Below are 12,729 nucleotides of genomic sequence, written 5' to 3' on the forward strand. Positions count from 1 at the left end.
GAAATATTTTTATATGAAAAAATTACTTTCAACTGTAACCATTACAGTACACGAAAAACTATATGTAAAAGACCCAACGACTTCAGAATTGGGAAAAAAAATCATTGAGCATAGTATTCTATTAATTGATGATATTGGGTTTGATGATTTTACTTTCAAAAAATTAGGGGAACGCATTCATTCTAATGAAAGTTCTATTTATCGTTATTTTGAAAACAAACACAAACTTCTCTTGTATTTATCCTCTTGGTATTGGGCATGGATTGAATACCGATTGGTGTTTGAAACCAACAACATCTCCGATGCACGCAAACGCCTCATGAAAGCAATAACTATTGTGACTGAAAAAATAACAGATGATTCGAATACTGTATATATAAATGAAGCAATACTCAATAAAATAATCATTTCTGAATTCAACAAAACATGGTTGACAAAAGAAATTGATGAAGAAAATAAAATAGGGTTCTTTTTGGTTTATAAAAGAGTAATTAAGCGTATTACAGACATGATTCTTGCGGTGAACCCGTCTTATGAATATGCTACAAGCTTAGCTTCTAGTATAATTGAAGGCGCACTTCACCAACATTATCTCGTGGAGCATCTTTCAACAATTACTGATTGTAATGAGCACCAAACTCCTACCGCATTTTATTTAAACTTAATTGAAAAAATAGTATAGATGAATACACATTCTCCTTTAAAACGTTTTTTTAAATTTTTAAATTTAGAACGAAAAGACATTCTTCAACTTTTTTTCTATGCCTTATTCTCTGGATTGGTGAGTTTGTCGTTACCGCTAGGCATCCAAGCGATTGTCAATTTAATCCAATCGGGACAAGTTAGTGTTTCATGGATATTATTAGTGGTTGTTGTAGTATTTGGAGTCTCATTAGTTGGAATTTTGTCACTAATGCAATTGAGAATTACGGAAAACTTACAACAAAAAATTTTTGTTAGAGCTTCTTTCGAATTTAGTTACAGACTCCCGAGAATAAAATTTGAATCCTACTACAATCAATATCCTCCAGAATTGGCAAATCGTTTTTTTGATACTCTTGTCATTCAAAAAGGAACATCTAAGCTTTTACTAGATTTCTCTGCCGCTCTTTTGCAAATTCTGTTTGGAATCTTATTGTTATCGCTTTATCATCCCTTTTTTATTGCTTTTGGTATCGTTCTTTTGCTCCTACTCTACTCGATATTTAGATTTTCATTCAAACCAGGTTTATCCACAAGTTTAATGGAATCAAAATACAAATATAAAGTAGTGAGTTGGTTGCAAGAATTGGCACGAAATAGTTATAGTTTCAGACGAAAAGATAGTTTTACTTTTGCGTTATCCAAAAATGATTATTTAGTAGATAACTATCTTCAATATCGTGAAAAACACTTCGGAATCATAAAAAGGCAATATCTTCAGCTCATTGTTTTCAAAGTACTTATCACAGCGAGTTTACTCCTTATAGGAGGGTTTTTAGTACTGAATCAAAAAATGAATATCGGTCAATTTGTAGCTGCTGAAATCATTATTTTATTAGTAATCAATTCTGTGGAAAAGATTATTGTGGGATTGGAAACCTTGTATGATGTGTTAACTTCTATTGAAAAAATTGGTCAAGTAGCCGATTTAAGCATGGAAGAGCAATCCGTTCAGGAAGTAGATTCTTGTTACCTTAATCTTAGTATCGAATTAGAACGGGTCTCCTATCAATTTCCAGATTCTAATGATTTAATCCTCGACAACATCCATTTAAAAGTCGATCCGAAAGAATTTATTTTAATAGAAGGCGAAAATGGTTCTGGAAAATCAACACTTATTCGATTACTAGCTGGACTCATAAAGCCTAATGCTGGCGTGTTTAGTATCAACGATGATAGTTACAGAAAGATTGATATTGATAATTATCGTTCACAAATTGGAATCATCCTTCAAGGCGAGACTCCGTTTGAAGGAACAATTTTAGAAAATATCACATTCAACAATAAAACAATAAGCCATGAAGATGTCAAATGGGCTATTGATCAAGTCGATTTAGGCACATACATCAAATCATTACCAGAAGGACTTGATACCAAAATTTTCCCAGAAGGAAGACAATTATCCTCCTCTAATGCCCAAAAAATTCTCATGGCACGAAGTATTTTAAACAAACCTAAAATACTATTTTATGAAGATCCTTTAGATAAAATGGATGAAGAATCGGCAAAAAAAATAATTGATTTTATTACGCTACCTTCAAATCCTTGGACAATAATTGTCTCCTCTAAAAATCCTTATTGGAAAGAAAAAGTACATCGAATAATTCAAATGAATAAAGGTAAAATAATTGCAGATTCTAAATTAAAATAATTATGCTCAATATTTCTTCAAACAATTCAATTACCGAAAATATTGAACACTTCAATACGGTTAAAAATTTACAAAATCGACCTCATTATAAAATTTTGAATCGAATAATTATTGTAGTTTCCATACTTTGCTTTTTTATTTTATTCTTGCCTTGGACACAAAATATTTCAGGAAGTGGTTCAGTCACTACACTAAGTCCCGATCAAAGACCACAAACCATACAAACGACCATTGCAGGAAAAATTGAAAAATGGTATGTTAAAGAAGGCGATTTTGTTCATAAAGGCGATACTATTTTATACATATCAGAAATCAAAGAAGATTATTTAGATCCTCATCTAGTTGAAAAAACGAAAAATCAAGTAGATGCCAAAAAAAAAGCTCAGCAATCTTATGAGGGAAAAGTGGGATCCTTATCAAGTCAGATTCTTGCTATTGATAAAGAAAAAAAACTCAAGTTACAACAAGCAAAGAATAAAATAAGACAGGGTCAACTCAAAGTAAAAAGTGATAGTATGGATTTGGTTGCTGTGCGAACACAACTCAAAATTGCTCAGACCCAGTTCAATCGTTCGTTAAATTTACAAAAAGAAGGACTAAAACCGCTATCAGACGTCGAGGATAAAAAACTCAAGCTACAAGAAGTTGAAGCAAAAATCATTACACAAGAGAACAAATTTATTGCTAGTGAAAACGAATTAATTAATGCAAGAGTTGAAGTCAATCGAATTGATGCTGAGTACAGTGAAAAAAAATCAAAAGCGTTGAGTGAACAATATACTGCATTAAGCAATCAGTATGACACTAAAGCACAAGTAAACAAACTAGAAAATCAGTATTCGAATTATAAAATTCGAAAAGGATTGTATTTTATAACAGCTCCTCAAAATGGGTACATTAATAGAGCGCTACAATCAGGTATTGGGGAAACCATCAAAGAAGGCACAGAGATTGTAAGTATCATGCCTGAAAAATATGATATTGCAGTAGAAACCTTTGTGGCTCCTAGTGATTTACCTCTTATTCATAAAGGAGAAAAAGTCAGAGTTTGGTTTGATGGATGGCCAACTATTGTATTTTCGGGATGGCCTGGCATGTCATACGGAACGTTTGGAGGAAAAATTGTAGCCGTAGAGACGTTCATTAGTGAAAATGGTAAATTCAGAGTATTAATTGCACCCGATTCGACTGAGGTGCCATGGCCCAAACAAATTAGTATGGGTTCAGGCGCAAAAACTCTAGCGCTTCTCAATAATGTTCCTGTGTGGTATGAAATATGGAGAACTCTAAATGGCTTTCCTCCTAACTATTATCAACCCAAAAGTAAATCATCTAAAGATAAAAAATAATGAAGTATTTAATATCATTCTTGCTATGGTCTTTGCTTGGGTTTTGTCAAAATCATGAAACAGACAAAATTTTAACCTATAACGAATATTTAGGGTATGTCAAGTCATTTCATCCCTTAGTAAAAAGCGCTCACCTTGCCGTAAGTGCTGCCCAAGCACAATTGATGATTGCCCGTGGAGCTTTTGATCCAAAAATTGAAGTCGATTATGACACGAAACAGTTTAAAGATAAAACCTATTATTCCCTTTTGAATACCACTTTTAAAATTCCTACTTGGTATGGCATCGAAGTGAAAGCCGGTTTTGACAATCAAGAAGGGATGTATGTGAATCCCGAGAATATAGTCCCCAACAGAGGCTTAACTTCTTTTGGTGTTTCTGTGCCTTTAGGTCAGGGGTGGCTCATCAATCAAAGAATGTCGGATATAAGAAAATCAAAAATTCAAATCCAATTGAGTCAAAATGAGCGGAAACTAAATGCCATAGCTGTAGTTTATGAAGCATCCATAGCCTATTTCAATTGGAAAAAAAATTATAGTGAAGTTCAACTTTATCAAACATATTTGAATAATGCCCAATCGCGATTTAACGCCATTAAACAATTAATTCTTCAAGGCGATAAACCTTCTATTGATTCTATTGAAGCTAGAATTATGGTGAAAAATAGATTGTTAAGTTTAGAAGATTCTAAATTAAAACTGGCAAAATCTAAATTTGAGCTATCCAATTATTTGTGGTATGAAAACAATATACCCCTTGAACTTCAAGAGGATATTATCCCTGAAGAAAATCTTGAAAAAACAATACATGAAGTGTTGAAAACAAACGATTTGATAGATGAAAAACAACTTGTTGAAAATCATCCTAAGATCAATGTTTTACAAAAAAAAATAGCACTTTTGGAAGTTGAACAACAATTTAAGAAAAATTTATTACTCCCAAAATTGGACGTCTCTTATTACTATCTCTCCGAACCTAATTATTGGAATTCATATAATTTTAATAATTACAAAGTGGGAATGAATTTTTATGTTCCATTATTTTTGAGAAAAGAACGAGGAAATCTACAGTTAACAAAATTTAAAATACAAGATACACAATATTCTTTACAGTTAGAAAAACTGGCATTATCCAATAAGATCAGCGCACAGCAAAAAGAAATAAAATCCATAGAGGTCCAAAGAAACCTTGCCTTAGAACTTGTCAACGACACTAAATTTTTACTTGAAGCAGAAGAGCGACTTTTTGGATTTGGAGAGAGTTCTATATTTCTTATCAATACTAGAGAAAATAATTTAGTGAGTTCGCAATTATCAAAAATAATCCTAGACAACCGATTTTTAGTATCAACTATTGAACTATACAAAACAAAAGCCAATATGGAATAACCAAATATTAATTGTATTTTTGTTCATCAACAAGTATACTGATGATAAACCCCTCAATAAACGGTTGGATTGATAAATTCCTCTATGAAAAAAAAACATCGTTTTCTTATCAAGAAGAAGAGGCATTATCATTTTATAAAAAAAATAGAGCTACAGGTTTTATATATGGTCATATGGTTTCTATTCCTTCTTTTACAGAGGACGAAATAGAGAATTGGGATTCGGAAGAAGTATCAAAAATAGCCTTATTGAATGCTCTTTTTGAAATCTATTACTACACTACTCACGATTACAAAATCGAAGATTTTTCTACTAAATTACTTGAATTCTATGAACTTACTTCACAAAAAAGGTTTGATCTATTGCCCGCCTTGTTACATGCTAATGTTCATTCTAAATTAGAAAACATTTTGAATGAGAGAGTCCAAACAAACAAAGACATCATCAGTAAAAACTTCTCTCATATCGTTACCAATGCATTATTATTTATTGATGTTTTGGCCTTTCATCGATTTTTAAAAATAAAAAAAATAAGTGCTAAATATTTTAAAAATATCGAAGAAACCATCATGAGTTTGGTGTCATTATCACTTCAAATAAAGTCCAATAAATCTCAACAAGACAATTTATTAATAAAATTATTTGAAGCATCTGTTCGCTATACAAAATTTTCTAAAATTACGGTCAATACTCTCGAATCACTACCGCTTTCATCATTTGAACTTGAATTGGAGCGCTTCTATTTGTTTGATATTACTAATCTCATGTTGTGGAGTGATTTTGCTTTGGACAATGAAGAATTATATTTCTTATATACCCTAGCACAGGAATTACATCTTGATGAGTTATTTGTAACTGAAAGCATTGAAACTACCTCAAAATTCATTACCTTACATAAAGAAAAAATTCAATATTTCAATTATTCAAATCCGGTTAAACACTTTTACAACCAAACCAACTCTGTCGTAAAAGTTCTCATTAAACGCAATAAAAAAAGGCTTGTAAAAGAAATATCTGAAAGTAAAGAACTAATGTATTTACTCAAACAATCGGTTGCAAGAGATTTAACTGATGAAGAAAAGAAAAAGGTAAAAAAACAAATATTAGACATCTGCAAGGGTATTCCTTCCCTTACAATCTTTCTATTGCCTGGCGGAAGCTTATTGTTACCCATATTAATTAAGTTTATTCCAAAACTTCTTCCCTCAGCATTCAACGAAAACCTTGACGATTAATGTGAATCAATCCAAGAGAAATGGGTTTGATGAATATATTCTTTAGTACTTTTAATAAAATTCAGGTACTCTTGTGCCACGGGACTCATTTTTTTCCCCTTTAACCATATTAGATTCCAATTGGTTACAATTGGGAGCTTTTTAGCTTTTGCAATCATTATTTCTCCCTTTTCAATTTCATTCTTTAATCCTATTAAAGGCATGATTGAAACTCCTAATCCTGCGATAACCGCCTGCTTGACTGCTTCATTTGAGGTTAATTGTATCTTTGATATAGGTTTGATATTATTCCTTTCTAAGTAATTTTCCATGGCTAATCGAGTAGCAGAACCCATTTCCCGATAAATAAAAGGGACATTTAATAAAAAATGTTCGAGGACTTCCTCTTCATAGTGCTCCATAAAATCTTTATTTCCAACTAAATATAATTTGTTTTCCATCAACAACTCTGCTTCCACATTAAAATCATGGGGTAATAAAGATACTAAAGCAAAATCAACTTCATTATTTTGTAGGGCACGAATCACTTTACTTTTATTGGTAACATCTATTTCAAATTCAATATTAGAATAGCTCTTGATAAAATCAGTCAAGAAGAATGGCATGACGTATTTTCCAGTTGATACAATTGAAATTTTTAATTTTCCCGAAAGAATCCCTTTGTAAGAGAGAGTTTTATAATTAATCGCATTAACTTCATTGATAATGTTTTCTGCGGCATTACTAATTTCTTTTCCAAAATCGGTGATATACAGTTGCCTCCCCACAACCTCTGTTAAAGGAATATCAAACTGATCTTGAAAATTTTTTAATTGAATGGATACTGCGGGTTGTGTTAAATGTAACGCTTCAGCCGCTTTAGTGATACTTTTTGTTTGGGTAATTTTCAAAAAGACTTGCAATTGATGTAATGTATAATTCATAAAAATATTTTATGTAATTCATTACAAATATAAATAAAAATATATGAATTAAACATTACAACTTTGTACCGTTAATTTTAATTAAATAATTATGACACGAATTACAGTTGCAAAAGGAGATGGTATCGGTCCAGAAATTATGGATACTACTCTAAAAATTATAAAAGCGGCAGGAGCTCAAATAGAAATCGATGAGATTGAAGTGGGTGAAAAAGTGTATCTTTCTGGTAATACTTCAGGAATCTCAAATGAGTCGTGGGATGTTATTAGAAGAATAAAGTGTTTTTGAAAGCTCCAATTACTACACCACAAGGAGGGGATACAAAAGTTTAAATGTAACTACTAGAAAGTTCTTAGGCTTGTATTCCAATGTTCGTCCATGTTTGAGTTTAGCTCCATTTGTAGAAACAAAACACCCTGAAATGGATCTTGTCATAATTAGAGAAAACGAAGAAGATCTGTATGCGGGAATTGAACATCAACAAACGGACGAAGTGGTACAATGTTTAAAACTCATAAGCAGACCTGGTTGTGAAAAAATAATTCGTTATGCCTTTGAATATGCTAAAGTAAACGGACGCAAAAAGGTAACCTGTTTTACGAAAGACAACATTATGAAGCAAACAGATGGTTTGTTTCATCAGATTTTTGATGAAATAGCAAAAGAATATCCATCTATTGAAAATGAACACTGGATTATAGATATTGGAGCTGCAAAATTAGCAGATACCCCAGAAGTATTTGATGTGATTGTAACTTTAAACTTATATGGAGATGTCTTGTCTGATGTTGCCGCTCAAATTGCAGGGTCTGTAGGATTAGCGGGTTCAGCTAACATTGGTAATGAATGTGCTATGTTTGAAGCTATTCATGGTTCTGCACCAAGAAGAGCAGGTCAAAATGTTGCCAATCCGTCGGGGTTATTGCAAGGGGCAGTTATGATGTTAAAACATATTGGACAAACAAATGTAGCTGAAAAAGTACAAAATGCATGGCTAAAAACAATCGAAGAGGGTATTCATACGTATGATATTTTTAAAGAAGGCGTGAGCAAAACAAAAGTAGGAACTAAAGAATTTGCCCAAGCGGTTATAGCAAACTTAGGGAAAGTTCCTGCGCAACTCAAACCCGTTTCTTATGATAAAAATGTTCAAATAGACCTCCCTAAATATGAGAAAAAACCACAGAAAAATAAAGAATTGGTTGGAGTTGACTTATTTGTACATTGGAATGGAACAGATCCTAATGAATTGGCTGAAATACTTCAAAGTATTAATTCAGAATACAAACACTTAACCATGATTACCAATCGAGGTATAAAAGTATGGCCTGATGGATTCAAAGAAACATATTGTACTGACCATTGGCGTTGCCGATTCAAACCAAGAGAAGGAAAGTTGATGTTTAAAAATCATATCATTGGATTATTATCTAGAGCCCTAGATGCAAAGATTGATGTTATTAAAACTGAAAATTTATACGAATTTAATGGTAAACCAGCATATTCTTTAGGACAAGGTCAATAAAAAAAACTCTAATTTTTTTTTAAAATGGAAGTTACTCAAAACATTAAACTTATCGATGGTGTTTTTAAACCAAATGAAGCTAAGGAAATTATTATTTCATTATTAAATAGTAAAATCAACTTCCATAATTTAGAGGATTTTAGTAATCAAATTCGTTTCAATATAAAACACGAAAATTCCAAACAGAGGATAATTGAATTGCAAAATGCTAAAGAGGAACTATCTTCTTTAATCCAATGGGCAGAATCTCATGAGTATGAATTACAAATTCAGGGGACTATCGAAATCAATTTAGTGAAACATGTTTGAGGGGAGAAAATTGTTAATTGCAACGAAGCATCAAAAAGAGCGTGTTATCGCTCCAATATTTGAAGAAGCGTTACAAGTCGAATGTTTTGTTTCTACAAAATTTGATACCGATACTCTTGGAACTTTTTCAGGTGAGATCGAACGAAAAGATAGCGCATTAGAAACTTTAAGAAAAAAATGTGTATTAGCGATGCAAGCAAATAACTGTGATTTAGCCATAGCTAGCGAAGGTTCATTTGGTATGCATCCCATTATCATGTTTGCTACTGCCGACGATGAGATGATGATTTTCATGGATTCTAAAAATCAAATCGAAGTGATTGTTAGAGAAATTAGTATGGACACCAATTTTGATGCTACAGAATTGAAAACAAAGGAGGATTTGATGGCGTTTGTAGAAAAAGTTAATTTTCCTTCACATGGTGTGATTTTAAAATCTTCTAAAGAAAAGTATAAAGCGCTTTTTAAGGGAATAAATACCAAAGAAAATCTTTTAAAGCATTTCAATCATTTGATTTCTAATTATGGTAGTGCTTATGTAGAAACTGACATGCGTGCGCATTATAATCCAACTCGAATGAAATTAATAGAAATAGTAGCTCAAAAATTATTGAAAACCATTCTGCATCAATGTCCTAATTGTCAACATCCAGGATTTTCAGTAAGTAGAGTCAACAAAGGTTTACCCTGTGAATTATGTCATGCGCCAACTCAATCAACCTTAAGTTTTACATATCAATGTAAAAAATGTTCTTTCGAGCAAGTTGATTTGTATCCGCACCAAAAAACAAAAGAAGATCCAACATATTGTAATTTTTGTAACCCATAAAACAAAATTAAATTGAAAGAGATACAACAAGCTGTCCACTATTTGAAAAAGAATCAATTAGTAGCCATTCCCACTGAAACCGTATACGGATTAGCAGGAAATATTTTTAGTGAAAAAGCAATAAAAAACATATTCGAATTAAAGAATAGACCTTTGTTCAATCCTTTAATTGTTCATATTTCCAGTAGTGACCAAATGGGATGGTATGCAAGAGAAATCCCTGAAAAAGCCTACCAACTTGCCTCAAAATTTTGGCCCGGACCGCTTACATTGCTATTAAAAAAGAAAAACAATATTCCTGACATCATTACTGCTGGGAAAGATACGGTTGCATTGAGATTACCAAATCACAAACTCACATTAAAATTATTACAAAATTTAGACTTTCCCTTAGCGGCACCGAGTGCCAATCCATTCGGTTCCATAAGTCCGACGAATGCCCAACATGTTTATGATTATTTTGGAGAAGAGCTGCCTTTTATTTTAGATGGAGGTCCTTGTACCAGTGGTATTGAGTCAACTATAGTTGGATTTGAAAACGAAAATCCCATCGTCTATCGATTGGGCGCACTATCAGTAGAAGAAATCGAGGAAGCTATTGGCCCCATACGAATTACTAATCATAAAGAGGTAAATCCAAATGCTCCAGGGATGTTGTCTAAACATTACGCACCGAGAACGAATACCATAGTATCAGATTCAATTGACGCCATGATAAAAAAATATGAAAGAAACAAAATCGGTGTCATCACATTTAGTACTCAATTCGACTTTCCTGCGGTGCATCAATATGAAATACTTTCAAAAAGTAGAAATTTCAAAGAAGCCTCTAGGAATTTATACAGCGCCATGCATCGACTTGATCGAATGAAACTAGATCTTATACTAATAGAAAAATTACCCCATTACGATTTAGGAACATCCATTAATGACCGATTAGAACGAGCTAGTAAAAGAGAGTAACAATTTTTTTTTATAACATCAAATAGTTCCGTTACTAATCAATGTTTTAATTAAATATATTATCTTATGAACTTAAATTTATTAACAGACAATTTAACCAATCCTGCGCTCCTTTTTTTTATTTTGGGAATTCTAGCCACACGTTTAAAAAGTGATTTAGAAATACCGAACAATACTTCCAAATTCATTTCCTTGTATCTTTTATTTTCTATTGGATTTAAAGGCGGTCAAGAATTAGCTCACAGTCATTTTAACACCGAAATCATTTGGTCTATTTTATTTGGAATATCGGTGGCTGTTTTGATTCCTATATATTGTTTCTTTATCTTGAAACGAAAATTCAGTATCGAAAATTCGGGTGCAATTGCGGCTTCGTATGGTTCTGTTAGCGCAGTAACGTTTGTGACAGCAGTAAGTTTTCTAGAAATTCAAAAATATATATTTGGCGGGCATATGGTTGCCGTTATGGCGCTGATGGAAGCTCCTGCTATTATTGTTGGAGTGATTTTGATGAGAATGTATCGTAAAGAAAATAATACTACAACACAATTGAGTGCCGTTGTAAAACACTCTTTTACCAATGGAAGTGTTTTATTGATTTTAGGCAGTTTAGTTATAGGCCTTCTCGCAAGCGAACAACAAGCCATGGGAATCAAGCCCTTCACAACGGATATTTTTAAAGGCTTTTTAGCAATTTTTCTACTGGATATGGGAATTGTAAGCGGAAAAAAACTAGATGATTTCTTTAAAAGTGGTTGGTTTGCGGCTTTATTTGCCATACTCATTCCTCTATTGAATGGTTGTGTAGTTGCTGTAGCCAGTCAAATGATTACTCAAGATATTGGAAATCGATTTATTTTTGCAATTTTAGCTTCAAGCGCTTCCTATATTGCCGTTCCCGCTGCGATGAAGATTGTAGCACCAAAAGCCAATCCAGGACTGTTTTTACCCATGGCTCTGGCAGTTACATTCCCTTTTAATATCACTTTCGGAATGCCAATTTACTTATCAATTATACAAAATTTTTAGGAATAATAGTTTGTCTATTTTGTTTGATTTGTTTAGAGGGGCTATGCAAATAGTATGGCCTTTCTTTTTAAATTCTAACTAGAAAATTTCAAACGATACACTTCATCTAATTCTGAATTGGAACTCATGTTAACGCCTAAATCGGTAACATATCCCGAATTTAACCCATAAGTCCAGCCGTGTAAGGTCAAATCTTGACCATTTCGCCAAGCATTTTGAACAATGGAAGTTTTTGCCAAATCAAATACTTGTTCTTGCGTATTCACTTCAACAAACTTATTAAAACGTTCTTCTTCATCTTCAATGACATTTAGCTGATTTTCATGCAATCGATATACATCTTTAATATGTCGAATCCAATTATCTATAAGACCAATGGATTGATTTCCCATAGCCGCTTTCACTCCTCCACAACCATAATGACCACAAACAATAACGTGTTTAACTTTAAGTACGTTTACAGCATAATCTAAAACACTTAACATATTCATATCGCTATGAATAACCATATTAGCTATATTTCTATGAACAAATACTTCACCTGGTTTTGCTCCTATAATTTCGTTTGCGGGAACTCTACTATCAGAACATCCAATCCACAATAATGGAGGCTGTTGCCCTTTGGCTAAATCTTTAAAATATTCAGAATCTATTGCCAACTGACTTTCAACCCATTTTTTGTTGTTATCCAAAATTTTTTTGTAGAAATCACTCATCGTATTATTTTTTGTAAAAATAACAATTTATTGAGTTGTTGAATCTACCAAACATTAATTTTTATTTTATACTATAACTTAAATTGATTGTTTTTATATTTGCATCAAA

13 protein-coding genes are annotated in these 12,729 nt (G+C 32.4%); 11 read left to right on the forward strand and 2 right to left on the reverse strand.

Features of this window, described 5'->3' with window-relative positions:
* Positions 1–13: 13 nt before the first annotated feature.
* The 5 genes from CLV55_RS11750 to CLV55_RS11770 are packed head-to-tail and all read left to right on the forward strand — an operon-like array spanning position 14 to position 6,325.
* On the forward strand, positions 14–682 hold the full coding sequence (locus CLV55_RS11750) for a TetR/AcrR family transcriptional regulator (RefSeq protein ID WP_112113998.1): 669 nt from the start codon (positions 14–16) through the stop codon (positions 680–682).
* A complete protein-coding gene (locus tag CLV55_RS11755) occupies positions 683–2,353 on the forward strand; it encodes a peptidase domain-containing ABC transporter (protein ID WP_112113999.1) in 1,671 nt (556 codons plus the stop codon).
* A gap of 2 nt (positions 2,354–2,355) precedes the next feature.
* Positions 2,356–3,702, forward strand: coding sequence for an HlyD family secretion protein (locus CLV55_RS11760; RefSeq protein WP_112114000.1), 1,347 nt, complete (start codon positions 2,356–2,358; stop codon positions 3,700–3,702).
* Positions 3,702–5,090 carry a TolC family protein gene (locus CLV55_RS11765; RefSeq protein WP_112114001.1) on the forward strand — a complete coding sequence of 463 codons (1,389 nt, stop codon included), beginning with the start codon at positions 3,702–3,704 and terminating at the stop codon, positions 5,088–5,090. The genes CLV55_RS11760 and CLV55_RS11765 overlap by 1 nt, the downstream gene beginning before the upstream one ends.
* 41 nt (positions 5,091–5,131) lie before the next feature.
* Positions 5,132–6,325 (forward strand): LETM1-related biofilm-associated protein, encoded by a 1,194-nt coding sequence (locus CLV55_RS11770; RefSeq protein ID WP_112114002.1) that lies wholly within the window; start codon positions 5,132–5,134, stop codon positions 6,323–6,325.
* Here the strand turns inward: CLV55_RS11770 and CLV55_RS11775 are convergent.
* On the reverse strand, positions 6,322–7,248 hold the full coding sequence (locus CLV55_RS11775) for a LysR family transcriptional regulator (protein WP_112114003.1): 927 nt from the start codon (positions 7,246–7,248) through the stop codon (positions 6,322–6,324). The genes CLV55_RS11770 and CLV55_RS11775 overlap by 4 nt on opposite strands.
* Before the next feature lie 91 nt (positions 7,249–7,339).
* Between CLV55_RS11775 and CLV55_RS13045 the strand changes: the two genes are divergently transcribed.
* From CLV55_RS13045 to CLV55_RS11800, 6 genes are all read left to right on the forward strand, one after another.
* Positions 7,340–7,537 carry an isocitrate/isopropylmalate family dehydrogenase gene (locus tag CLV55_RS13045; protein WP_262510382.1) on the forward strand — a complete coding sequence of 66 codons (198 nt, stop codon included), beginning with the start codon at positions 7,340–7,342 and terminating at the stop codon, positions 7,535–7,537.
* A gap of 70 nt (positions 7,538–7,607) precedes the next feature.
* On the forward strand, positions 7,608–8,774 hold the full coding sequence (locus CLV55_RS11780; RefSeq protein WP_262510383.1) for an NADP-dependent isocitrate dehydrogenase: 1,167 nt from the start codon (positions 7,608–7,610) through the stop codon (positions 8,772–8,774).
* 24 nt (positions 8,775–8,798) lie between these two features.
* Positions 8,799–9,083, forward strand: coding sequence for a hypothetical protein (locus CLV55_RS11785; RefSeq protein ID WP_112114004.1), 285 nt, complete (start codon positions 8,799–8,801; stop codon positions 9,081–9,083).
* A complete protein-coding gene (locus CLV55_RS11790) occupies positions 9,076–9,912 on the forward strand; it encodes a DUF6671 family protein (protein WP_112114005.1) in 837 nt (278 codons plus the stop codon). Before CLV55_RS11785 ends, CLV55_RS11790 begins: the two co-directional genes overlap by 8 nt.
* 12 nt (positions 9,913–9,924) lie before the next feature.
* Positions 9,925–10,875 carry an L-threonylcarbamoyladenylate synthase gene (locus CLV55_RS11795; protein ID WP_317048373.1) on the forward strand — a complete coding sequence of 317 codons (951 nt, stop codon included), beginning with the start codon at positions 9,925–9,927 and terminating at the stop codon, positions 10,873–10,875.
* A gap of 66 nt (positions 10,876–10,941) precedes the next feature.
* Positions 10,942–11,904, forward strand: coding sequence for a sodium-dependent bicarbonate transport family permease (locus tag CLV55_RS11800; RefSeq protein ID WP_112114007.1), 963 nt, complete (start codon positions 10,942–10,944; stop codon positions 11,902–11,904).
* Between the two features lie 74 nt (positions 11,905–11,978).
* On the opposite strand, the gene can is transcribed toward CLV55_RS11800, so the two are convergent.
* The gene (gene can / locus CLV55_RS11805) at positions 11,979–12,620 is read right to left on the reverse strand and encodes a carbonate dehydratase (RefSeq protein ID WP_112114008.1); all 642 of its coding nucleotides are present in this window, start codon (positions 12,618–12,620) and stop codon (positions 11,979–11,981) included.
* Between the last annotated feature and the right edge of the window lie 109 nt (positions 12,621–12,729).

Source organism: Flavobacterium aciduliphilum (assembly GCF_003268855.1).
GTDB lineage: Bacteria > Bacteroidota > Bacteroidia > Flavobacteriales > Flavobacteriaceae > Flavobacterium > Flavobacterium aciduliphilum.